The sequence below is a fragment of the Rhodanobacter sp. C03 genome, assembly GCF_002001175.1.
In the GTDB taxonomy this organism is placed as follows: domain Bacteria; phylum Pseudomonadota; class Gammaproteobacteria; order Xanthomonadales; family Rhodanobacteraceae; genus Rhodanobacter.
The window spans coordinates 237874-259204 of the sequence record NZ_MUNT01000011.1 but is presented as its reverse complement, the minus strand read 5'-3'; the positions used below and the strand labels follow the sequence as shown (position 1 = coordinate 259204).

Annotated in this window: 26 protein-coding genes; 13 read left to right on the top strand and 13 right to left on the bottom strand. The window is 64.2% G+C overall.

The features are described 5' to 3' along the window. Positions 1-19 precede the first annotated feature (19 nt). Positions 20-796 (bottom strand): uroporphyrinogen-III synthase, encoded by a 777-nt coding sequence (locus B0E48_RS15830; protein WP_077519107.1) that lies wholly within the window; start codon positions 794-796, stop codon positions 20-22. A 91-nt stretch (positions 797-887) separates the two neighbouring features. Here B0E48_RS15830 and B0E48_RS15825 point away from each other — a divergent pair, with 91 nt between their 5' ends. The 3 genes from B0E48_RS15825 to B0E48_RS15815 all read left to right on the top strand — a co-directional run bounded on the left by B0E48_RS15825 (position 888) and on the right by B0E48_RS15815 (position 2398). Then, complete coding sequence (locus B0E48_RS15825; RefSeq protein WP_077519106.1) at positions 888-1361, top strand: YiiD C-terminal domain-containing protein; 474 nt, start codon at positions 888-890, stop codon at positions 1359-1361. Between the two features lie 70 nt (positions 1362-1431). Continuing rightward, positions 1432-1845, top strand: a complete 414-nt coding sequence (locus tag B0E48_RS15820; RefSeq protein ID WP_077519105.1) for a hypothetical protein — start codon at positions 1432-1434, stop codon at positions 1843-1845. Between the two features lie 106 nt (positions 1846-1951). Continuing rightward, positions 1952-2398, top strand: coding sequence for a rhodanese-like domain-containing protein (locus tag B0E48_RS15815; protein WP_077519104.1), 447 nt, complete (start codon positions 1952-1954; stop codon positions 2396-2398). Between the two features lie 38 nt (positions 2399-2436). Here B0E48_RS15815 and B0E48_RS15810 read toward each other — a convergent pair whose 3' ends face one another. Then, complete coding sequence (locus B0E48_RS15810; protein WP_077519190.1) at positions 2437-3501, bottom strand: 2Fe-2S iron-sulfur cluster-binding protein; 1065 nt, start codon at positions 3499-3501, stop codon at positions 2437-2439. A 63-nt stretch (positions 3502-3564) separates the two neighbouring features. Between B0E48_RS15810 and B0E48_RS15805 the strand changes: the two genes are divergently transcribed. The 10 genes from B0E48_RS15805 to B0E48_RS15760 all read left to right on the top strand — a co-directional run bounded on the left by B0E48_RS15805 (position 3565) and on the right by B0E48_RS15760 (position 11297). After that, a complete protein-coding gene (locus tag B0E48_RS15805; protein ID WP_077519103.1) occupies positions 3565-4005 on the top strand; it encodes a hotdog fold thioesterase in 441 nt (146 codons plus the stop codon). Beyond that, on the top strand, positions 4002-4946 hold the full coding sequence (locus B0E48_RS15800) for a serine/threonine protein kinase (protein ID WP_077519102.1): 945 nt from the start codon (positions 4002-4004) through the stop codon (positions 4944-4946). Before B0E48_RS15805 ends, B0E48_RS15800 begins: the two co-directional genes overlap by 4 nt. A gap of 108 nt (positions 4947-5054) precedes the next feature. Further along, entirely contained in the window at positions 5055-5492 is a 438-nt protein-coding gene (locus B0E48_RS15795) for a hypothetical protein (protein ID WP_077519101.1), read from the top strand. 40 nt (positions 5493-5532) lie between these two features. Further along, positions 5533-5868 carry a VOC family protein gene (locus B0E48_RS15790; RefSeq protein ID WP_077519100.1) on the top strand — a complete coding sequence of 112 codons (336 nt, stop codon included), beginning with the start codon at positions 5533-5535 and terminating at the stop codon, positions 5866-5868. A 38-nt stretch (positions 5869-5906) separates the two neighbouring features. Next, a complete protein-coding gene (locus B0E48_RS15785) occupies positions 5907-7097 on the top strand; it encodes a class I SAM-dependent rRNA methyltransferase (protein ID WP_077519099.1) in 1191 nt (396 codons plus the stop codon). Positions 7098-7137: 40 nt separating this feature from the next. Beyond that, positions 7138-8220, top strand: coding sequence for a DNA topoisomerase IB (locus B0E48_RS15780; RefSeq protein ID WP_077519098.1), 1083 nt, complete (start codon positions 7138-7140; stop codon positions 8218-8220). A gap of 45 nt (positions 8221-8265) precedes the next feature. Continuing rightward, on the top strand, positions 8266-9723 hold the full coding sequence (rmuC, locus tag B0E48_RS15775; RefSeq protein ID WP_077519097.1) for a DNA recombination protein RmuC: 1458 nt from the start codon (positions 8266-8268) through the stop codon (positions 9721-9723). After that, the gene (locus tag B0E48_RS15770; RefSeq protein WP_077519096.1) at positions 9720-10298 is read left to right on the top strand and encodes an FUSC family protein; all 579 of its coding nucleotides are present in this window, start codon (positions 9720-9722) and stop codon (positions 10296-10298) included. Before rmuC ends, B0E48_RS15770 begins: the two co-directional genes overlap by 4 nt. Positions 10299-10368: 70 nt before the next feature. Then, complete coding sequence (gene folE, locus B0E48_RS15765) at positions 10369-10971, top strand: GTP cyclohydrolase I FolE (protein ID WP_077519095.1); 603 nt, start codon at positions 10369-10371, stop codon at positions 10969-10971. After that, on the top strand, positions 10971-11297 hold the full coding sequence (locus B0E48_RS15760; protein ID WP_077519094.1) for an EF-hand domain-containing protein: 327 nt from the start codon (positions 10971-10973) through the stop codon (positions 11295-11297). Before folE ends, B0E48_RS15760 begins: the two co-directional genes overlap by 1 nt. A gap of 106 nt (positions 11298-11403) precedes the next feature. Here the strand turns inward: B0E48_RS15760 and B0E48_RS15755 are convergent, their stop codons facing one another. The 11 genes from B0E48_RS15755 to B0E48_RS15705 all read right to left on the bottom strand — a co-directional run bounded on the left by B0E48_RS15755 (position 11404) and on the right by B0E48_RS15705 (position 21298). Then, positions 11404-12609, bottom strand: a complete 1206-nt coding sequence (locus tag B0E48_RS15755) for an ABC transporter permease (RefSeq protein WP_077519093.1) — start codon at positions 12607-12609, stop codon at positions 11404-11406. Continuing rightward, the gene (locus B0E48_RS15750) at positions 12606-13340 is read right to left on the bottom strand and encodes an ATP-binding cassette domain-containing protein (RefSeq protein WP_077519092.1); all 735 of its coding nucleotides are present in this window, start codon (positions 13338-13340) and stop codon (positions 12606-12608) included. The genes B0E48_RS15755 and B0E48_RS15750 overlap by 4 nt, the downstream gene beginning before the upstream one ends. Next, on the bottom strand, positions 13333-13524 hold the full coding sequence (locus B0E48_RS15745) for a hypothetical protein (RefSeq protein ID WP_077519091.1): 192 nt from the start codon (positions 13522-13524) through the stop codon (positions 13333-13335). Before B0E48_RS15745 ends, B0E48_RS15750 begins: the two co-directional genes overlap by 8 nt. Then, positions 13521-15098, bottom strand: coding sequence for an alpha/beta hydrolase (locus B0E48_RS15740; RefSeq protein WP_077519090.1), 1578 nt, complete (start codon positions 15096-15098; stop codon positions 13521-13523). Before B0E48_RS15740 ends, B0E48_RS15745 begins: the two co-directional genes overlap by 4 nt. Before the next feature lie 2 nt (positions 15099-15100). Beyond that, positions 15101-15301 carry a helix-turn-helix transcriptional regulator gene (locus B0E48_RS15735; protein WP_077519089.1) on the bottom strand — a complete coding sequence of 67 codons (201 nt, stop codon included), beginning with the start codon at positions 15299-15301 and terminating at the stop codon, positions 15101-15103. A 33-nt stretch (positions 15302-15334) separates the two neighbouring features. Continuing rightward, positions 15335-15946: a hypothetical protein gene (locus tag B0E48_RS15730; RefSeq protein ID WP_077519088.1), complete on the bottom strand. Its 612-nt coding sequence runs from the start codon at positions 15944-15946 to the stop codon at positions 15335-15337. A gap of 256 nt (positions 15947-16202) precedes the next feature. Further along, complete coding sequence (locus B0E48_RS15725; protein ID WP_077519087.1) at positions 16203-16751, bottom strand: spore coat protein U domain-containing protein; 549 nt, start codon at positions 16749-16751, stop codon at positions 16203-16205. Between the two features lie 117 nt (positions 16752-16868). Continuing rightward, positions 16869-17396, bottom strand: coding sequence for a spore coat U domain-containing protein (locus B0E48_RS15720; protein ID WP_168170388.1), 528 nt, complete (start codon positions 17394-17396; stop codon positions 16869-16871). A gap of 205 nt (positions 17397-17601) precedes the next feature. Then, positions 17602-18648 (bottom strand): spore coat U domain-containing protein, encoded by a 1047-nt coding sequence (locus tag B0E48_RS15715; RefSeq protein ID WP_077519085.1) that lies wholly within the window; start codon positions 18646-18648, stop codon positions 17602-17604. Between the two features lie 2 nt (positions 18649-18650). After that, positions 18651-19028, bottom strand: coding sequence for a hypothetical protein (locus tag B0E48_RS15710; RefSeq protein ID WP_217318085.1), 378 nt, complete (start codon positions 19026-19028; stop codon positions 18651-18653). Beyond that, positions 19025-21298 (bottom strand): fimbria/pilus outer membrane usher protein, encoded by a 2274-nt coding sequence (locus tag B0E48_RS15705; protein WP_168170387.1) that lies wholly within the window; start codon positions 21296-21298, stop codon positions 19025-19027. Before B0E48_RS15705 ends, B0E48_RS15710 begins: the two co-directional genes overlap by 4 nt. Between the last annotated feature and the right edge of the window lie 33 nt (positions 21299-21331).

The following is a 21331-nucleotide window of genomic DNA, read 5'->3' as shown; positions in this document are numbered from 1 at the left end:
AGCACGATGACGTGAAGAATCAGCTCGCGCGTTGCGCTGCTTCGAGCAAATCTGCCGACAGTGCCGAGGCGGCCAGCACGATGCGGCTGAAACCGGCGGCGCGCGCCGCACCAGCCAGTCGCTCGCTGCTGACCACCGCAGTCGCCGCGCACAACTGCCGCCATGCCTGCGCCGGCAACAGCCGTCGCAGGTTCTGCAATGCTTCGTTACTGGACAGCAGCACCTGCGCTGAAGCCGGCAGCTGCAGCAATGCACCCACATGCCGGCGATCCAGTCGTGGCGCGACCCGCCGATACACATGCAGCTCATGCAGTTGGGCACCGCGCGCGGCGAGTTGCTCGCGCAACAGGCCACGACCGCCCGAGGCGCCAATCAGGCCGACGCGGCGACCACGCAGGGCGTGCAGCGCCGGGTGATCCAGCAGGCCCTCGCTGTCCTGCCGCGTCGGCGCCAGCGGTGCATGGGCATGGATGCCATGCCGGCGCAAGGCCCGCGCCGTGCCCTGGCCTACGGCCAGCACGGTGGCCGCAGTCTGCAACGGCGCCAGCGCCGCGGCGAAGCGCACGGCGGCGGGGCTGGTGAAAACCAGCACGTCGTCCCGCAGTACTGCCAGCAAAGCCGAGTGCGCCACGGCCTCATCGATGACACTGCGCAGCGCCAATCCTGGCAGCAGCAAGGGTACGCCGCCCAGCACGCGCACCCGGCGCACCAACGCGGATGCGGTACCGGCGGGGCGGGTAATCACCACGATCCGGCCGTGCAAATCTTCGTCGATCGCTGGAGATTGTCGCTGCATCCGCGCACCGCATCCGGTTACTGCCATGGCCGCAGTGTAACGGCCGCCCTACACTGGGAGGTCTTCCCTTCCCCATGGACCCCCGATCAACGTGAGCACGACCGACGACACAACTGCACAAGCACCGGCGCTGATCCAGTTCATCCGCGACGAGATTCCGCTGGCCCACACCATGGATCTGCAGCTCGGCGAATGCAGCGACGACATGCTCAGCCTGCTCGCGCCGCTTGCCCCCAATGTCAACGACAAGGGCTGCGCGTTCGGCGGCAGCCTGGTCAGCCTGATGACGCTGAGCGGCTGGGCGCTGGTGGAGCTGGCGCTGCGCCGGCAAGGTCACGATTGCGATGTGTTCGTGGCCGAATCCACAGTGCGCTACCTGGCGCCGCTGTGGCAGGACTTTCGCAGCGAGGCACGGCTGGCCGTGGATGCGGAATGGGCGACGTTCTTCAACACACTCAATGCACGCGGCAGGGCGCGCATCGAAGTCGCCTGCGTGGTGCCTGGCGACGATGGCAAACCGGCCGCCACGCTGAGCGCACGATTCGTCGCCAAGAGACGGGGTTGAATCAGGTGCGACTGAGCCGCGGCAGGCCGGTTGAGGCAGAATGGGCAAGTCTTCATCGGGAGGAAACTTCATGCGCCGCATCCTGAGTCTGTTTGCCCTGCTCACCATGCTCTTGCTGACCGGCTGCGCCACCCAGCAGCGCAGCGACACCCTGACCACCACGCTCACCGCTTACGCCAGCACGGTGCGCTGGGGCGATTTCCAGAGCGCGGCGCAGTTCCTCGATCCCAAGATCCGCGCCGCGCATCCCCTGAGCGATCTGGATATCGCGCGCTACAAGCAGGTGCGGGTCAGTGAATACGACGACGGCAACGGTCCGGTTCCCGCCGGCGAAGGCAGCGTGCAACAGACCGTGCACATCGGCCTGATCAATGTGCATACCCAGACCGAGCGCAGCATCGTCGACCACCAGACCTGGCACTACGACGAGAAAGCCAAGCACTGGTGGCTCACCAGCGGGCTGCCGGACATCACGCAGGACTGAACTGGGTGCGCTGACTCGGACCGGCGGGACGCCTGCCGATCACGCCGTACCCGTATAATCATCGGTTTACCCGGATCGGTGCGCCCAGCGCGCCTGTGGACTGACGATGAACGACATCCTGCACAAGCTGCCCGAATTTATCGGCAATCACGCGGCCCTGGCGACCCTGTTCGCGATCCTGCTGCTGGCGCTGATTGCCACGCAGATCGCCGAACTGTTCAGCAAGACCAAGGAGCTGACTCCGGCCGGCCTGACCCTGCTGATCAACCGCGAAACGCCGTTGCTGATCGACCTGTCATCGATTGCAGATTTCGAGAAGATGCATGTCCCCGGCGCCAGGCACGTGGTGATGAGCCAGTTCGATCCGGAGAACAAGGATCTGGCCAAGGCGAAGGAATTGCCGGTCGTGGTGATGGACAAGGACGGCCGCGGCAACTCGGTCAAAGCCGCGCAACGGCTGGTCAAGGCCGGCTTCGTCAAGGTGCATACCCTCGGCGGCGGTGTGCTGGCATGGCACGCGGCGCAGCTGCCGGTTGCCAAAGGCAACAAATAGTCCCATCTGCAGGAGCGGCTTCTGCAAGAAATGCGGAATCAGCGATCGTGGATGCCGGCGCGCCCGGCAATGATCTGTGCCAGCACATCGGGCGCGTAGTCGAACGAATCGTAATACAGCCGATCTTCCGGCAGGCCGGCGTCGAGGAACAGCGCGTGAGCTGCATCAATCATCGGCGGCGGCCCGCTCATGTACAGATCGTGGCCGGACAGATCCGGCTGGTCCTGCAGCACCGCCTCATGCACCAGCCCCGTGCGCAGACCCGCGGCCTGCTCAACGGCATGCGCCGGATCGGACACCACGGCGTGGAACTGCAGGTTTGGTACCTCGCGCGCCCAGTGCTCGGCCAGCGGGCGCAGGTACAGATCCGCCGCACTGCGCGCACCCCAGTAAACCTGCATCGGACGGCGCGTGCCCAATGCAATGAAGTGCTCGACGATCGCCTTGACCGGCGCGAAACCGGTGCCGCCGGCCATGAACAGCATCGGTCGTTCGGAATCCTCGCGCGGCACGAAGGTACCCAGCGGACCCTCGACACGCAGCCGATCGCCGATCTGCAGCGTGCCATTCACCCATGAGCCGAAGCCGCCGCCGGCGAAATGCCGCACGTGCAGCTCGATCATGCCGTCCGCCTGCGGGCCGTTGGCGATCGAGAACGGGCGCCGCTTGCCGTCCTCCAGCAGCACGTCCAGGTACTGGCCCGGCAGCCGTTTGAGCCGTGACTCGCCCAGATCCGGCAGCAGGCGCAGACCGATCACGTCCGGCGCCAGCCACCACTTTTCGGTCACCACGACGCCTTGCTGGCGCCGCGCGATATCTTCCAGCGAGGTCACCTCGCGCGCCTCCAGCAGCAGGTCGCTGGCCGGTACCGCCTGGCAAGGCAACACCGCGTGTTGCGCCAGCGCACTGGCGTTCAACGCCAGTGGCGGATTGCGTGGATACTCGCAACGGCCTTCCAGCAGGGTCGCCTTGCAGCTGCCGCAGGCGCCGAAGCGACAGGAATACGACAACGCCACGCCCGCGCGTTGCGCCGCTTCCAGTACGGTTTCGCCAGCAGCCACCGGAAACCGGCGGCCGGAAGATTTAAGGGTAACGGTATGCATCAGGCACATTGTCGCGGCGATGACTGCGGACAACAATGCCGGGTCGACACACAGGAATCAACGATGAGCCTCTGGAAACAGCCCACCGATCTGGCGCGGATCAACGCCTGGAGCACGAATACGATGATGGAGACGCTGGGCATTCGCATCAGCGCGATCGGCGATGACTGGCTGCAGGGCACCATGCCGGTCGACCATCGCACCCACCAACCGTACGGCCTGCTGCACGGCGGCGCTTCGGTGGTGCTGGCCGAGACGCTGGGCAGCAGCGCGGCGATGCTCACGCTCGACCCGGAGAAGGAACTCGCGGTCGGCCTCGACATCAACGCCAACCATATCCGCGGCGTGCGCAGCGGCATCGTCACCGGCACCGCGAGGATGCTGCATATCGGGCGTTCCACCCAGGTGTGGGAAATCCGCATCGAGAGCGAGGAAGGTGCACTGGTCTGCATCTCGCGCATCACCATGGCGGTGGTGCCGGCACGCGTCGTGGGCCCGCGTTGAACGACACGCCATACGCCAACCTCAGCCCCGACCTGGTGCTCGATGCGGTCGCCGCTTGCGGCTTGTGGCCGGATGGCCGACTGCTCGCGCTGAACAGTTACGAGAACCGGGTGTGGCAGGTGGGGCTGGAAGATACGACGCCAGTGATCGCGAAGTTCTACCGACCCGGCCGCTGGAGCGACGCGGCGATCATCGAAGAACACACGTTTGCGCAGGAACTGGCAGCGGCCGAGTTGCCGGTGGTCGCGCCGCTCGTGTTCGGCGGTCGCACCCTGCTGTTCCACGAGGGCTTCCGCTATGCGCTGACTCCGCGCCGCGGCGGCCGTGCGCCGGAACTGGAAGCGCTTGATCAACTGCAATGGCTGGGCCGGCTGATCGCGCGCATGCACGTGGTCGGCGCGCGCCAACCGTTCGCCCATCGTGGTCGGCTTGATCGCGACACCATGGTGCAGCAGCCGATGCAGGCAGTGCTCGATTCATCGCTGCTTCCAGCATCGCTGCAGACGAATTACCGCGCGGCAGCGACGCGGCTCGATGCCGCCATCGCTTCTCGCCTTGAAGCGGTCGGCCCGGTGCGGCAACTGCGCCTGCATGGCGACTGCCATCCCGGCAACGTGCTGTGGACGGACGAGGGTCCGCACTTCGTCGACCTCGACGACGCACGCACCGGCCCGGCGGTGCAGGACCTGTGGATGCTCGCCAGTGACAAGCGCGCGATGAATGCCGTGCTCGACGGCTACCGCCAGTTCCGAGATTTCGACGACGGCGAGTTGCTGCTGGTCCCCGCCCTGCGGGCGATGCGCCAGCTGCACTACGCCGGCTGGATCGCCGCGCGCTGGCATGACCCGGCGTTCCCCGCCGCATTCCCGTTCGCCGCCGAATCGCGCTGGTGGGAGCAGCACATCGCAGACCTACACGAGCTGGCCGACGAGCTCGAATAATTCCCCACCCCTGTAGGAGCGGCTTCAGCCGCGATGCTTTTGGCTGCGTGACAAAGAGCATCGCAACTGAAGTCGCTCCTACAATCTCCCACTTTTCCGGAGTCCTGCATGCGCATCATCCTGTTCCGCCTGATCGGCATCCTCGAAATCGCCGGAGGCCTGTATGGCGTGGCAGCGATGCTGCATCGGCTGCTGCCGTTCGGTACGGCCCATGAAAGCCTGATCGCCCTGCTCGGCCTGGCGCTGTACGGCTTTGTGCTGGCCGCCGGCGTGCAACTGCTCGACGGCAGCGATCGTGGCGTGCGCATGTCCGGCTGGGCGCAACTGCTGCAGCTGCCGCTGATCGCGCTGCCGGTATTCAGCTATGCGCTGCACTGCGGCGCCTTCGTGAATGTGTTCGCCACGCTGCAGGCCGCGCCGCGGCTGGGCATCGACTGGCGCTTCGGCAGCCAGGGCTTCGTGCTGGCGGTGGGCGGCCCGGCGGTATCGCGACTCGGCATCAACCTGCTGGCGCTGCTGTCATGGCTGGCACTCAGGCTACGCTGAGCCATTCACCCGCTTTAATCGACCACGCAACGGAGCCACCATGGCACGTCCCAACTACATCGAACTGCCGGCCAGCGATATCGCCGCGGCCCGAGCCTTCTACACTCAGGCGTTCGGCTGGGAACTGACCGATTTCGGCCCGACCTACGCCTGCACCCTGACCGGCGACGTCGATATCGGCCTGCAGGGCGACCCGGCCGAAGCCACTCGCGCGCCGCTGCCGGTGATCGCGGTGGACGATCTGGAGGCCGCGCTGGCCGCAGTCACCGCAGCCGGTGCCCGCATCGCGCGGCCGATCTTCGCATTCCCCGGGGGACGCCGCTTCCAGTTTCTCGATCCGCACGGCAACGAACTGGCGGTGATGCAGGCCGACTGAGAGCCCGTTCAAAGGGGCGCGCACGCTATCATGGGCGGATGAACTCTCCTGTCCAGCTGCCACCGGCCCCGACCCTGCCCGTCATTCGCCTGAAGTCCGATCGCAACCCGGGCCACCCGTGGGTGTGGTCGGCGCAGATCTACAAGCCGGAATCGAAGCTGCCGCCGGGCAGCGTGGTCGAGGTACAGGATGCGAAGGGCCGTTTCGTCGGCCGCGCGTTCTGGAACGGTCATGCGCGGATTGCCTTGCGTCTGCTCGACAGTCATCCGGATCAGGCGATCGACGCGGACTGGATCGCCGCACATATCGATCGTGCCGTGCAGCTACGCCGCGACTGGCTGCAGCTCGACAGCGTCAGCGATGCCTGGCGCGTGGTGCACAGTGAAGGCGACGGCCTGTCCGGGCTGATCGTCGACCGCTACGCCGACATTCTCGTCATCGAATATTTCGCCGCCGGCATGTGGCGTTTCCGTGAAGCGATCCACGCCGCGCTGCTCAAGCACTTCCCTGGCGCACGGCTGTACTGGTTCGCCGAATCGCATGTGCAGAAGCAGGAGTCGTTCGATTGCCGCAGCGGCGACGTACCCGAGGCCGTGGAAGTGCATGAACATGGCCTGCGCTTCCACGCCGCGCCCGGTTCCGGCCACAAGACCGGCTTCTTCGCCGACCAGCGTGACAACCGCAAGCGCTTCGCCGAACTCGCCAAGGGTCGCCGCGTGCTCGACCTGTGCTGCAACGCCGGCGGTTTCGCCGTGCATGCGATGGCCGCCGGTGCGCGCGAAGCGGTCGGCGTCGATCTGGATGCGGGCATCCTGGAGATCGCCCGCGCCAACGCCGCAGCGAACAACGTCGCCGTGAGCTTCGAGCAATCCGATATCTTCGACTGGGTGCGCGCCGCCGTGGCGCGCGGCGAACAATACGACGCGGTGATCCTCGATCCGGCCAAGCTCACCCGTGATCGCAGCAAGGTGATGGACGCGCTGAAGAAATACTTCGCGATGAACCGCATGGCGCTCGACATCATCCCGCCCGGCGGCCTGCTGCTGACCTGCTCATGCACCGGTCTGGTCGGCGAAGGCGAATTCCTGGAAATGCTGCGTCGGGTGGCGCTGAATGCCGGCCGCGAGATCCAGGTGCTGGAGGTGCGTGGCGCCGGCACCGATCATCCGTTCCGCACCGACGTACCCGAAGGACGCTACCTCAAGGCCGTGTTCTGCCGCGTGGACTGATCTGCACGCCGATTTGACTTGCACTGCGCACACTCCGCGCATGGCCACCACTTCGAACGATTCCGATCCTGTTCTGCGCGGCGAGGTGCGCGCGGTCGGGTTGATCTATGTCAATGATGCACAGCCCGGCATCCGGCGCCTGCGTCATGGCAAGGGCTTCGGCTATCGCGATGTCGATGGCCGGCGCATCAATGATCGCGAAGAATTGCAGCGCATTCGTGCACTGGCGATCCCGCCGGCCTATGTCGACGTGTGGATCTGCGCCGATCCCCGCGGGCATCTGCAGGCCACCGGTCGGGATGCGCGGCAGCGCAAGCAATATCGTTATCACCCGCGTTGGCGCGAGTTGCGCGATCACGGCAAGTTCGACCGCGTGCTGGCCTTTGGCGAAGCGTTGCCGGCCCTGCGCCGCCATGTGCGTCGCGACCTCGCCCTTCCCGGATTGCCACGCGAGAAAGTGTTGGCGCTGCTGGTGCGCCTGCTCGACGAAACGCTCATCCGCATCGGCAACGAAAGCTATACCCGCGACAACCAGAGTTACGGCCTCACCACGTTGCGCTCGCGTCACGTGCACGCCGAACGCGGCCGCCTGCGCTTCGCATTCCGCGGCAAGAGCGGCCAGGAGCGCGAGGTGGAGCTGGACGACCGGCGCCTCGCGCGCATCGTGCATTGGATGCAGCAACTGCCGGGCCAGCGCCTGTTCCAGTACGTGGACGACGCTGGCCAGCGCCAGCCCATCGACTCCGGCGAGGTTAACGAGTACCTGCGCGAGGCCTGTGGCAAAGACATTGGCTCATTCAGCGCCAAGGATTTCCGCACCTGGGGCGGCACCGTGCAGGCTGCCGGCGTACTCGCGCGCACCCCGTTGCCGGAGAAAGGTGGCGAGCGCGCGCAGCGCAACGTCCTCGCCTCGGCGGTAAAGGAAGTCGCCGCCATTCTCGGCAATACGCCAGCCGTATGCCGCGCCTCCTATATCCACCCGATGATTCTCAACGGCTGGCAGGACGGCAGCCTGCAACGGTGCATCCCTGCCGGTGCCGCCAGCCATCCGCGCCAGCTCGAGCAGTTCACCTTGCGCTACCTGCGCGGACGCCTGCGTAAGGCAGCCCGTCGCAGCGATTGATACGCCAGCGCGTAAACTGGCGGCCAGTCTCCTGCGGAACGTCCCATGCCTGCCACTGAAATACTGTTGATCGTTCTTGTCATCGCCGTACTGCTGGTCATCGTGCTGCAGGTGATCATGCTGTTGCGCCGACACGGTGATGCGGGACTGGCTCCGCGGCTGGATGCGCTGAAGGATGATGGCGAACGGCTGCAGCGCAGCCTGCGCGACGAACAACGCAGCGGTCGCGAGGAGCTGCAGCAGGGCTTCGACCGTTTTCGCGGCCATGTCGTTGAACAACTCGGCGGCATGTCGCAGCAGCAGATCGAACGCATCGACGGCTTCGGCCAACGCCTGAACCTGCTCACCGAGCGTACCGACACCGGCCTGCAGACGCTGGCGCAGCGTCTCGCCGAGGACGCGCGCAAGAGTCGCGAGGAAGTCACGCTTTCGCTCAACCGCTTCGGCGAGCAGCAACAGCAACGCCTCGCCGCGCTCACCGCCGACCACGAGAAGCGCATGGGCGAAGTGCGCGCCACGCTGGAAGCCAAGCTCGGCGCGATCCAGCAGGACAATGCGGCCAAGCTCGAACAGATGCGCGCCACCGTCGACGAGAAGCTGCAGAGCACGCTGGAGACGCGACTGGGTCAGTCGTTCCAGCTGGTCTCCGAGCGACTGGAGGCGGTCCAGCGCGGTCTCGGCGAGATGCAGAACCTCGCGATCGGTGTGGGTGACCTGAAGCGCGTGCTGACCAACGTGAAGCGCCGCGGCATCCTCGGCGAAGTGCAGCTCGGCGGCTTGCTGGAAGACTTGCTCACCAATGAGCAGTACGCCGCCAACGTCGTCACCGTACCCGGCAGCAACGAACGGGTCGAGTACGCGATTCGCATGCCGGGCCAGAGTGATGGCGAAAACGTCTATCTGCCAATCGATTCGAAGTTCCCGGTCGAGGACTACCAGCGCCTGCTCGAAGCCCAGGATGCGGCAGACGCCGACGCGGCGGCGGCTGCAGGCCGCGCGCTGGAAGTCCGCGTGCGCGAAGAAGCCAAACGCATCCGTTCCAAATACGTGGCGCCACCGCACACCACGGATTTCGCCGTGTTGTTTCTGCCGACCGAAGGGCTGTATGCCGAGGTATTGCGACGCCCTGGCCTGTTCGAAAGCCTGCAGCGCGACCACCGCGTCACGGTGGCTGGCCCCACAACGCTGAGCGCCCTGCTCAACAGCCTGCAGATGGGCTTCCGCACCCTGGCGATCGCCAAGCGCAGCAGCGAGGTGTGGAAGCTGCTCGGTGCGGTGAAGAACGAATTCGGCAAGTTCGGACTGGTGCTGGAAAAAGCCGAGCGCCAGCTCAACACGGTGAGCAAGAGCATCAGCGATGCCGGCAAGAAGACCCGCACGATTGAAAGGAAGCTTCGCGGCGTGGAGTCTCTGTCCAGCGAAGACACCACCGAGCTGCTCGGCAGTGAATTGATCGACGGCGACAGCAGCGACACCGGCAACCAAGCTGACGAAGACGCATGACCGAACCGCGCCGACCGCTGGCCGAACACCATCGCCGGCTCGACCGACTGAGCGATGAAATGTTGCGGCTGCGGCAGGCGTTGCCTCCACGCGAGCGCCTCATCGCCGGCCTGGTTCAAGCACTGCGCGCCGTGCTGGCCGCGACCCTGGGTTATTTCATCGCCCTCGAACTGGGCCTCGGGCAAGGTTTCTGGGCCGCGATCACCGCGATCTCGGTCAGCCAGAACAGCTATGCGGAGGTACGCAGCTCCTCGCGCGACCAGTTCACCGGCGCGATGATCGGCGGCCTGATCGGACTGGGTGCCGCGATGCTCGGGCACGAGCATTACCTGGCCTATGTGCTGGCGGTGATCGCCGGCATGCTGCTGTGCTCGGTGCTCAACCTCGGCGCGGCCGGACGCATCAGCGGTATCACCACCACGATCATCATGCTGGTGCCGCACAGCGGCGCGTTCTGGCAATTCGCCCTGTTCCGGCTCGGTGAAGTCACCCTGGGCGCCATCGCCGCCCTGCTGGTAACCCTCGTGTTCGGTGTGCTGGCGCGGCGCCTGTTCGGCGATCACGCTTCCTCGTGAAGACCGCGGCGAACCCTCGACGGGCACGGCCGTTACAATACGAAACCCGCCTGATCCCCAAGGACACCCCATGAGCAAGCAGCCACCGGACACCGGCGTCACCCAGCAACAGGCCGAGGATGCCGTGCGCGTACTGCTGCGCTGGTCCGGGGAGGACCCGCAGCGCGAGGGCCTGCTCGACACGCCCAAGCGAGTGGTCAAGGCCTACCGCGACTGGTTCTCCGGCTATGAGACGGACCCGGCGGACTATCTGCGCCGCACCTTCAAGGAAGTGGCCGGCTACGACGAGATGGTGGTGCTGCGCGACATCGAGTTCGAGAGCCATTGCGAACACCACATGGCGCCGATCATCGGCCGTGCGCACGTCGGTTACATGCCGACCAACCGGGTCGTCGGCATCAGCAAGCTGGCCCGCGTGGTGGAAGGTTACGCGCGCCGCTTCCAGGTGCAGGAAAAACTCACCGCACAGATCGCCCAGTGCATCCAGGAAACCCTGCACCCGGCCGGCGTGGCGGTGGTGATCGACGCCAGCCACGAATGCATGACCACTCGCGGCGTGCACAAGCGTGGCGTCTCGATGGTGACCAGCCAGATGCTCGGCACCTTCCGCGACGATGCGCGCACCCGCGCAGAGTTCCTGCAGTTCATCGGCATCCACGGCGGCAGCCGCTGATGCGTCGCCTGGTCATCGCCATGGCATTGCTCATGCCGCTGGCCGCATTTGCGCAGGACTCGCGCGCGGACTACCTCAAGTTGTTCGACACGAATGGCGACGGCAAGGTGAGCGAGGCCGAATACGTGGCCTATATGAGCCAGGGTTTCGAGCGCATGGACACCAACCACGACGGTGTACTGGAAACCAGCGAACTACCCGGCAGCCGCGGCAAGCCGATCACGCTGAAGGAATACCAGGACAACCTGCGCCGCCAGTTCCACAAGCTCGATCGCCATCACCATGGCTACCTCAACGCGATGGAACTGACTGCGCCGCCAGGCTAGCCGCCACTTGCAGGAGCGCACCCTGTGCGCGAATGCTTTCGCCGAGAACCAGCCAAGAGCATTCGCGCACAGGGTGCGCTCCTACGCGGATTGAGACGCCGCTGCCTTAAGCCGAAATCGCCAGCCGCTCGGAGCGATACAGCTGGATCGTGGCCAACAATGCGATCAACGCCGCCGCCAGGCTGCCCAGCAGGCACAGCCCGATCTGCTCCGCGCTGACACCAGCGCCGCGCAGCAACTGCATGATGCCGAGATTCTGACCCAGCAGCGGGATCGCATACATCCACGCCTGCGCCTTGATCGGCATGAACGACAGCAGCGCACTGGGGATGATCGGCACCAGCATCAGCAGCGAGATATAGGTCTGCGCCTCGCGATAGCTCTTCGCGAACGCCGCCACCATCGACTGCAGTGCGGAAAGCAACAGCACCAGCGGCAGCATCAGCAGCAATACGTTGGCCGCGAAGTGCAACCCGAGATCCAGTTCCATGCCGATCTTCTCGGCAGGGATGAACTGCCCCACCACGGCGAACGCGAGCAGGGTGATCAGCAAGCTGGCGGTGGAGAACACGCTGATCGCCGCGAGCTTGCCGCACAGGATCTTCCAGCGCGCCACTGGATTGGCGAACAGCGGCTCCAGTGATTGCCGCTCGCGTTCGCCGGCGGTCAGGTCGATCGCCAGATACATGCCACCCATGAAGATGGTGATCACGAAGAAGTACGGCAGTATCGCGAACATCAGTACCGCCCGCGACTGCGGCGTGGCCTGGTCACGCCGCGCCACCTGCAGCGGCCACGCAGTGCTCGGCGACATCCCGCGCGCGACCAGCCGCATCGCGCCCTGCTGTCGCGCGTAGTTCTCGACCAGCTTGCTCACCCGCTCCACCGAGGTGTTCGCATCGCGCTGCGAGGAGTCGTAGAACAGCTCCACCTGCACCGGCTCACCCTTGCGCCAGGCATTGCCGTAGTTGGAGGCAATGCGCAGCACCACGTCGGCATCCTGCTTGCGCACCGTCTGCTCCGGATCGGCCACCGCCGGACCCGGCACCACGCCACCGGCTTTCAGCGCGTCGAGCAGGTTCGGTGCGTACTCGGCGCCAATCACCGGTACCGGCAACGGCTTCTCGGCCTTGTCCAGTTCGCGGTTGAGGGTGAAGTTGATCAGCATCACGAACATCAGCGGTCCCAGCAGCGGACCGGTGAGGAAGGCGCTGATCAGGGTGCGGCGATCGCGCAGGTTTTCCTTGACCTCCTTCAGGAACACGGTGAGGAAGGCGCGGCTGCGCGGAGTTTTTCCCGTGACGTTATTCATGCAGCGAGGCCCTCGTCGGTGCCAATGATCTTCACGAACGCATCCTCCAGATTGTTCTCGCCGGTCTGCGCACGCAGCGCATCCGGCGATTCGTCGGCGACCACGCGACCGTGCGCGATCACCACGATGCGGTCGCACAGCGCGGCGACCTCCTGCATGATGTGGCTGGAGAACAGCACGCAACGACCTTCCGCTTTCAGGCCGGTCATGAACTGACGCAATGCACGTGTGGCCATCACGTCGAGGCCATTGGTCGGCTCGTCGAGGATCACGTTGCGCGGGTCATGCACCAGCGCACGCGCGATCGCGGTCTTCACCCGCTGGCCCTGCGAGAACCCTTCGGTGCGGCGCTCGGCGATCTCGCCCATCTCCAGCGCCTTGATCAATGCATCGCGACGGCTGGCGAGCAGATCCTCCGGCAGGCCATGCAGGCGTCCGAAGTATTCGATGTTTTCGCGCGCAGTGAGCCGCTTGTACAGACCACGCGCATCCGGCAGTACGCCGAGCTCGCGGCGCACGCCGAGCGGGTCGACGGCCGCGTCGATGCCATCGACCAGCACCTGGCCACTGTCCGGCTTCATCAATGTGTAGAGCATGCGCAACGTGGTGGTCTTGCCGGCCCCGTTGGGGCCGAGCAGGCCGGTGATCTCGCCATCGCGGGCGACGAAGCTGACGCCATCGACGGCTTTCACCGCGCCGAATGCCTTATGCAGGTTTCTGACTTCAATCACGACAAGTCACTCCGTTTGAAGCAGCGCGCCGGCCGAAGGTCACCACGGACAGCGTGGCCAGCAGCGGAAGCAGTACCAGGAAAAGGAATTTCGGCGCGCCGAGCATCGCGGCGGCGACGATGGCTGCAGCCCACAGCATGGCGTTGGCCAGCACGTACGGATTTTTCACGAAGTGATCTTTCATGGAGTGGCTCCGTTGAAATCGATGAAGATCGGCGTGGGCTGCAGCCGGTCCAGACAGCTGGCATCCAGCGTCTTTGGTTCGAGCTTCTCGACAAAATGCTGGACCAGCTCCGGCGTGCAGCCGGCCGACATCACGCTGTGTGCCTGCCCCTTGAGCATCAGCACGCGCGCATTCGGCAAGCCTTTCGCCACCTCGTCGGCATAGCGCGGTGGCGTCACCGGGTCGTACTGGCCGGCCAGCAGCAGCATCGGTTTGTCGGTCTTCAGTGGCTGATGGAAATCCGCCGGGCGCGTGCCCTTGGGCCACACCGAGCAGACCGCCTTCAATGCGTCGATCATGTGCGTCCCCAGGATGGTCTCGGCATCCTGCGGGCGTGGCGTGAGCAGGTCAGCGTCCTCGCTGCAGATCACCGAGTACTGCATGCCGCTGCCCATCAGCTCGGATAGATCGCCGGACAGGATCTTTGCCTGGCCCAGCAGCGGGCCGACATCGCCATGCGCGGCCGCGTCGATCGACAACGGCAACAACGCCGCGGTCGCCGGCGTATAGGCGAACATGCGTACCACGCTGGCCAGCGAATTTTCGTTCAGCACCCGCTTGACGGTCTGGTAGCTCTGCGGATCGCGGAAGCTGACCTCATGCGGATTCGCGCGCAACGCATCGCGCAGCTGATACAGCGTCTGGTCCGGATCGCCGAACTGCTTCCGGCATGCCGGCTCGGCAGTGCAGCGGGCGAACTGCGCCTTCAAGGCATCATCCAGGTTGCGTGCAAAGTCCTCGCCCAACGCCAACGAATTCGGCACCACGCTGTCCAGCACCACACTGCGCACCGCATCGGGATAACGCATCAGATACTGCTGAGCCATCCGCGTGCCGTACGACACGCCGATCAGATCGAACTGCGGCGAACCGAGTGCCTTGCGCACATCCTCCAGATCCTGCGCGGCGATCGTGGTGGTGTAGAACCGTGGGTCAGCATGGCTGGCCAGCTGCTTCATGCAGTCCGCCGCCGCCGCGCGCATCTTGTCGGCATCGAAGCTGTTCTCGTCGTCCGGCGCAGCCGCTACATCGGACGGCTTGCAGCTCAGCCCATTGGAACCACCGGTGCCGCGCTGGTCGAGCAGCAATACATCGCGGTGAGCTCGCAACGGTTCCAGCATCGCGGCGATCGCGCCAGCCGAATCGGTCGCTGCCTGGCCCGGGCCGCCGGCGAGAAACACCAGCATGTCCTTGCTCGGCACCTGCGCACTGGAGCGCAGCAGCGCCAGCTTCAGCTTGATCGTGCGGCTGTGCGGATCGGCGCGGTTCTCCGGCACCGGAAACATCGTGCACCACGCCGCCGTGCTCAACCCGCTGTTTGGCTGGCCCAGCTGGCACGCGGTCAACGTCACGGTGCCGAGTTTCCACGTGGCCGGCTTGCTCGGTGTCACCTTCGTGGCAGCAGCCGGCGAAGCCACCGTCGCGGATGCTGCTACCTGGTCTTTTTCTTGCCCGCGATGATGGGCGCTCTGGTTGGCCACGTAGATCGCGACCGCGATGGCGACCACCACGCCCATGCGTGCTCTGGGTTTCATGCTCACATGTTGCTCCCTGGGTCAAAAATCGATTCGATCGGACGGCCAAACAAATGCGCGATCTTGAATGCCAGCGGCAGGCTGGGATCGTACTTGCCGGTCTCGATCGCGTTGATGGTCTGCCGCGACACCTCCAGCCGCTCGGCCAGATCGGCCTGCGACCAGCCTTGTTCGCCACGCAACTCGCGTACGTGGTTATTCATGGGCGTCTGCCGATATCCGGCACCGGCTCGGCATCACGATGCCTCGCGGTCGCCGCGTTGCCGCCTGCGCCAATGCAGGATCGCCAGCACCAGCCCCCATGCCGCCAGCGCGGAGCTCATGCCGCATAGCATGCCCAACTGGTGGTCACTCAGCTGATGGCGTCCGAGCGCGGTGAGCGCGGCAATCGCCAGTGCCACAAGCAGCACGCGCCAATACAGCGCCACACTGTTGTCGCACAACACATCTGAAGCGCCGCCGTAACGGCGGCTGGCCCAGCCACGCCCGGCGGTGTAGACCACTACCAGGGTCGGCCACACCCAGATCAGGATCGTGCCATCCAGCTTGACCACGCCGGCCGCGGCGAGAAAGCCGCCGGCCAGGCTGAGTGTGCTCACCACGGTGGCCGCTATCGCCAGACCGATCAGATGGATGCGTTGCTCCAGCTCGTCGCTGCCCAGCACCAGCCGCACCATCGCGCGCACCACGAACAGCACCGGCAGCACCGGCAGAAGCGCCAGTGCAATCTTCAGCAGTTCGTTGTGCACCCGCGGCAGCAACGGCCACAGCAGGAACATGATTGCGATATAGGCCAGCATCGCCGGCCAGAACTCACGCTGATAGCGGCGGTAAATTTGACGGCTCATGGCGGCGTCAACGCCAGCGGCAGTGCGACCACCCGAAAGAACCAACAATGCCTTGCCATGACCACTCTCCCGTGCCAATCAATGTCAAGCATCCTTGACAAGTGCAGCGTAGAGTAATGATCATTTGCATGTCAAGCAAGCTTTACATAAACGCCCGCGCACGAAATCAGATGATAGGCACGCGTCGAGAAATGGCGTATCGGATCGTGAACGTCCGGCGCATGCCAGCGCGCGGCATTGACCGAAACAGACATGCCTAGAAATCGACTCGCACAGTAACAGTATCGGTATAAAACCCATCCTTGGCACCAGCAGGCAATGCTGGAATGTAACCGTACAAGGGGATATCGCCGAGCTTGCCTCCGATGAGGTGTACCGGATAGGCGTTGTCATCCCACAGTCCTTGGCTGGGACTGCTTCCACGCAGAAGTTCGTAGGGAATCAGCGTACCTCCAGGGCCTTGCAGATTGCGCTGCTTGCCGGTCGCATGAAGACCGTTGCTAAAGGAAACCTCCGGAAAAACACTGCCTTCACTGCACAGCAAAGGCATCGTCCCCTTGACCGGCTGCGAGAGATCAAGATCGTTCAGACCCGTCGCAGTATCCACCAGTCTGTGGCTGCCGAAATCCAGCAGGCCGCGCGCCACTTTCAGCGAAGGACCGCCTCCGATATCGCAGAAATCGGACACGCTCGCCTCGATGGAAAGCCTGCTGTGAGCCTCACCGGCATGGGCGCCGTCGAGCAAGGTGCCCTGACAACTCAGGACACCTACAAACAGGGCCAAGACTATGGCGGATCGCATCATGGCGGGCTTCCGATACACGACATGGAATGAGCTGCATGGCTCGCAGCCGCCGCCTGCATGACGTTCATTGCGAACGACATGCAGGCAGACCGGTTTTGAGCGATGCGGCGCGGCCGATTAGTAAGTGATCGACACGACCACGGTGTCGGTATAGAGACCCGCTGCCGGCAAGGTGGTGCCTGAAGGAATCCGGCCATAAAACGGGATGGTCTGGGCCGTACCGTTACCGGTGAAGCTGAGCGCCGCACCGCTGGTGGTGGGGAACGGAATCGTCCGACCCGCCGTCGTATATAGGTTGTACGGCAACAGCGCTGCGCCGAGCTTCATGTTGTTCTGGCTGCCAGCGGCATTCGCACCGTTATTTGCGAACACCGTGTACGGCGTGGTGTTGGTGCAGATGACCGACACGCCATAGTTGCCGCCCGCGGTCGTGTCGACATCCACATTGGCGAGGGTAGAGGTGACGTTGCCAAAGTTGAGCAGGCCGTTACCAGCACCAGCGGCAGCGGCCGAGTTGAGCGTGCAGGTGGATACGACCGTTGCCTGAACGGTCAGGTTGCCGGTAATGGTGGTGGCGGCGAAAGCCGGCACGGCCAGCACGCTGGCGAGCAGGCCCAAGCCCAGGCTGAGAGTTGTCTTACGCATGATGATGTCCTCTGATGATTGATGATGGAGCGTTAGATGAAGCATGAATTGATTGCAATGACACGCAGATAGCCGGGGCACAGATTGCCTCGTCCGGTGACCCCGTCCGGACGACAGCGGCCGCCGACGGGAGGCGGTCCAGTCGAAGATGGCTGGTGATGCGACAGTTTGAATTCCTGGCAGTTTGTCGACATGACAGCCATCCTCAATACGTCACCGTCACGACGACGGTGTCGGTGTAGTTGCCGATAGTTGCGGGAACGGCCGCGCCACCCGGAATTCGGGCGTATACGGTCAGGCTTTGATTAACACCGCTACCGGTTCCGTTCTGGCCACCCGAGCCGCCTGTAGCGCTGGTGCCGCCTGTGGCATCCCATATCTTGGTGTAGCCACTGTCCTTGTACAGCTGGTACGGAAGCAGGGCCGTGCCGTTCGCCATCTGGCGATTGCCGCCGCCGGTAAGCCGCTGGTTGCCGTCGCCCAGATACACCGTATATGCCGTAGTCGAGGTGCAATTCACGGTGACTGCCCCCGTAGCGGGCACTCCCCCCGCGGCAACGACGGTACTGCCCGAAATGTTGCCGAAGTTGACCGTTGAGGTTGAAACCAGGGTGCACACGGAAGGGATGACATAGTTGACGGAATAGGTCACGGTTGCGGCGTCCCAATTGCTGGTGCTAGGGACAAAGTTGTGTTCGCAAGCGCCGCCATTTCCCTGCTCGTCAAACTCGAACAGGATGTTGTTATCGATGTAGGTGCCAGGGGCCATGGTGGTGGCCTGCCCGGCAGGAACCGTGACAGTGAGCGTCACTGCCAGCGGGTTTGCGGTTCCACCCACCGGGTTGGTATAGAGGCCATATACGGTGCCGCTGGTCATGCTCGGTATGTTGTTGCTGGTATCGTTGAGTCCTACCGTATACGTCATCGTGGTGGCGCCTTTGGCGGCCGTACCATCGAATACCGACTCGTAGCAGATGTTCGCACTATTGCTTTTGGTGGTGCCGTCTTTGCACTGCCAAGTGTTTGGGAATTGCAACGGAGCAGCCTGGGTTATGTTGGCAGCGGTGTAGTTGTAGGTCAGGTTGGTAGCGCCCGACTCGGTGCAGGTCGCCATGACAGCCGGCGAGACCAGCGCCAACGGCACACCGACCATTCCCGCCATCAGCAAACTGCTCAAGACGCTGCCGCAGGTCAGCAGGGTCAGCAGCCCTTGGCGGCAACGACGCAACAACGATGATGAACGTGTCGTCATGATCAGAACTCCACGTCCAGGCGTTGCGCTTCGATGCGCACGAGTTCGCCAGGCCTACCATGCAGGCTCGGTGCGAACACCCGGGTCAAGCCGAAAGCCGCGTCAGCATCGTTGCGGATCTGCATGCGGTAGGGCACGCCGCGCGTGCAGCGGATCAGGACCTGCTGCGTGATCTCGCCGGTCTCGAACGTGCAGGTGGGCACTACGTCCAGTTGCACGAACAGTCGCCCGAGGGTATGCGGCCGGCCCAGTGCACCACGCGCCGTCGAGCCGAGCGGGTACAGGGCACCGGTGTTGTCCGGTATCAGGTTCTGCGCATACGCAGACAGCACCGGCGCCAGCAGCCCCAAGCCGACAGCCATCAGAATTTGTGTTTTCACTGGCATGTCAGTGGTCCTATCTGCGGTTGTGCCGGGCCTTTCATGTCGTAGTCGAAGCTCGCCGAGCAGGTACCTGCGGGACCGAGATCAACGCTGATGCGGTTATGTGGCTTCAACCCGCTTACATAGGCCTCGCCGTCGTAACCGACCACGAAGCTCTCGCCGCCCTGCAACTGGGCGGTGTAGCCCGGAGCGATGGGCTTGCCGTCCCTGCCGCGCAGGATCAGCACGGCGCCGTGGACCAACTTGGCGCCGAAGTCGATGATCGTGCCTTGGCGGTAGCCGGCAATGGCGACGCGCTCGGTGACCGCAGGCACCCAGCCGTCGGCCAGGGTGGAAGGATCGAGGTACACATGCTGCTCGTAGTACGGCGTGATGTTAGGCAGCAAGGCTCGCCCGCTGCTGTTCGCCTGGCCGATGAGCACACCGCCCTGCATCACTTCCGCGCCGGGACCTGCGTTGGTGACAATCGCGTAGGCGTTGCCGATCTGGTCTGCGGCGAAGACACCACCGCCAGCCGCCACCAGCGAACCTTCGGCTGACAGGTTGGTGCTGATGCTGCTGCCGTATTGGTAGACCTGCGCGCGTAGCTGAGCCTCGGGGGTGCGCCAGCTGAGATAGGCGCCACCCTGATCGGGCGCATCGGCGTAGACGGTATTGGAAACACCCCAGCCGACATCGCCCTGCTTCTGTCCCGCCAGACCGTTGACTTGCTGGGTGAAGCCGATGTGGCCGTCGTCGCTTGTAACGGTGGCCTGAGCCGTGATGTTGTGATCCAGGTTGATGTTCACCGACAGATAGACGCCACGGTCGTCGTGGTTGTCTAAGTCGGTGAAGGCGTTGGCGAACAGGCTGACCCGCTTGGAGAGCGAACGGGAAAGCGACAAGTTGACCGTGCGCATCGTGTTGTCGGCGTACTTGATGCGGTTGTAGCTGATGTCCACCGTCGTCTTGTCGAACCATGGTTGGAAACTGATACCGGCGCGATCGATCGCGCTTGCCTGGGCCGTGGAGAGTGGGTAGTCGGCATTAGCAGCACTGAGCAGCGGGTTGTGCTGCAGGTAGCGGTAGCTGGATACGCGCGCCAAGTCGAAATAGTCGTCGATGGTGCGCTGGGTGCCTGCATACAGGTGGATGCCATCGACGAGTCCTTCCACCTGGAGCGCCGCTTGGCCACCGGACCAGCTTTTGTAGTGGCTGCCAGCCAGCGAGGCAGTGACGGTGCCGTAGCCGCCCAGACCCTGCACGATGCCGCCGCCAAAGTTGACCAGACCATCGGCCGAAGACTCAGTATGGCCTTCGAGGGTGGTGCTGTTGGTGAAGCCATAGCGCAACGATCCGGCAGCAAAAACCGTATCGTCGTAATCGGACGATTTTGCGCCGTAGTTCAGCCGCGGCGCACCAACGTCCAGCGAGTACTCAAACAGTCCCTGCCGCAGCTGCTGCCCGTTGTAGTAATACGCTTGGGTTGTGGTGACCTGGCGACCAGTCGCGTCCGTGGCGACGAGGGTCACGTCGCCACCCGATACGTAGGGCAGCGACTTGAGCTGGTACGGGCCGGACGGCACGCTGCCGGAAAAAACCTGCTGCTGGTTCACATAAAGATCCAACGTGGACGGCAGCGCCGCCGAGCCGGAGAACTGCGGCAATGCGGCGGTCACTATGTCAGGGCGTTGGTCGAATGCGCTGGAGATCTGAAAGCCGGCGAGGCGCACGCTGTTGTTCCACGACAGCGCGTTGCTGACGAAGTCACCAATGGTGTATGAGCGGATTTTCTCGGGATCGATGTAGCGCCAGCTGCTGTCCAGGCGCACGCTTTTGCTGTAGCCGGTCATTGCGTTCTGGTTGTATAACGCAGTCGTCGAGAAGATGCCGGCACGGTTGCTCAGCAGCCCTTCGAAATTGCCGGACATGTAGTTCCTGCCGCCCTGCCAGGTGTCGTACAGCCCGTAGTTGAGGATCGCCGAGGAAATCGGCCGCATGGCCTTGAGGTCGGTGAGCTGTGGTTCGCCGGCCAGATCCACCCCATAGCTTTCCAGCATGGATGCCGGCGCCTGCAGGGTCAGCGATTGGCCGGCCTCGTCATAATGAATCACCAAGCCGGGCAGGTCTTGCAGACGCACCATCGCTTCCGCGGCGACGGACGGATCGATCTTCAGGCGCAGATGACGCAGATCGTCGGCCTTGGCGCTGAAACCACCATCGGAGGCGCGCTCGACATTTAGGAGCTCGTGGGTATCGGTGTTGTTGAGTACCACTTCCAGCACCATGAGCTGCCCGGTGCTAGAAGCACTGGCAACTGA

Coding starts and splice junctions, on each gene's coding strand:
- B0E48_RS15830 (WP_077519107.1), bottom strand. CDS start 796: ATGCAGCGACAATCTCCAGCGATCGACGAAGATTTGCACGGCCGGATC.
- B0E48_RS15820 (WP_077519105.1), top strand. CDS start 1,432: ATGCGCCGCATCCTGAGTCTGTTTGCCCTGCTCACCATGCTCTTGCTG.
- B0E48_RS15815 (WP_077519104.1), top strand. CDS start 1,952: ATGAACGACATCCTGCACAAGCTGCCCGAATTTATCGGCAATCACGCG.
- B0E48_RS15810 (WP_077519190.1), bottom strand. CDS start 3,501: ATGCATACCGTTACCCTTAAATCTTCCGGCCGCCGGTTTCCGGTGGCT.
- B0E48_RS15805 (WP_077519103.1), top strand. CDS start 3,565: ATGAGCCTCTGGAAACAGCCCACCGATCTGGCGCGGATCAACGCCTGG.
- B0E48_RS15795 (WP_077519101.1), top strand. CDS start 5,055: ATGCGCATCATCCTGTTCCGCCTGATCGGCATCCTCGAAATCGCCGGA.
- B0E48_RS15790 (WP_077519100.1), top strand. CDS start 5,533: ATGGCACGTCCCAACTACATCGAACTGCCGGCCAGCGATATCGCCGCG.
- B0E48_RS15785 (WP_077519099.1), top strand. CDS start 5,907: ATGAACTCTCCTGTCCAGCTGCCACCGGCCCCGACCCTGCCCGTCATT.
- B0E48_RS15780 (WP_077519098.1), top strand. CDS start 7,138: ATGGCCACCACTTCGAACGATTCCGATCCTGTTCTGCGCGGCGAGGTG.
- rmuC (WP_077519097.1), top strand. CDS start 8,266: ATGCCTGCCACTGAAATACTGTTGATCGTTCTTGTCATCGCCGTACTG.
- B0E48_RS15770 (WP_077519096.1), top strand. CDS start 9,720: ATGACCGAACCGCGCCGACCGCTGGCCGAACACCATCGCCGGCTCGAC.
- folE (WP_077519095.1), top strand. CDS start 10,369: ATGAGCAAGCAGCCACCGGACACCGGCGTCACCCAGCAACAGGCCGAG.
- B0E48_RS15760 (WP_077519094.1), top strand. CDS start 10,971: ATGCGTCGCCTGGTCATCGCCATGGCATTGCTCATGCCGCTGGCCGCA.
- B0E48_RS15755 (WP_077519093.1), bottom strand. CDS start 12,609: ATGAATAACGTCACGGGAAAAACTCCGCGCAGCCGCGCCTTCCTCACC.
- B0E48_RS15745 (WP_077519091.1), bottom strand. CDS start 13,524: ATGAAAGATCACTTCGTGAAAAATCCGTACGTGCTGGCCAACGCCATG.
- B0E48_RS15740 (WP_077519090.1), bottom strand. CDS start 15,098: ATGAAACCCAGAGCACGCATGGGCGTGGTGGTCGCCATCGCGGTCGCG.
- B0E48_RS15735 (WP_077519089.1), bottom strand. CDS start 15,301: ATGAATAACCACGTACGCGAGTTGCGTGGCGAACAAGGCTGGTCGCAG.
- B0E48_RS15730 (WP_077519088.1), bottom strand. CDS start 15,946: ATGAGCCGTCAAATTTACCGCCGCTATCAGCGTGAGTTCTGGCCGGCG.
- B0E48_RS15725 (WP_077519087.1), bottom strand. CDS start 16,751: ATGATGCGATCCGCCATAGTCTTGGCCCTGTTTGTAGGTGTCCTGAGT.
- B0E48_RS15720 (WP_168170388.1), bottom strand. CDS start 17,396: ATGCGTAAGACAACTCTCAGCCTGGGCTTGGGCCTGCTCGCCAGCGTG.
- B0E48_RS15715 (WP_077519085.1), bottom strand. CDS start 18,648: ATGACGACACGTTCATCATCGTTGTTGCGTCGTTGCCGCCAAGGGCTG.
- B0E48_RS15705 (WP_168170387.1), bottom strand. CDS start 21,298: ATGGTGCTGGAAGTGGTACTCAACAACACCGATACCCACGAGCTCCTA.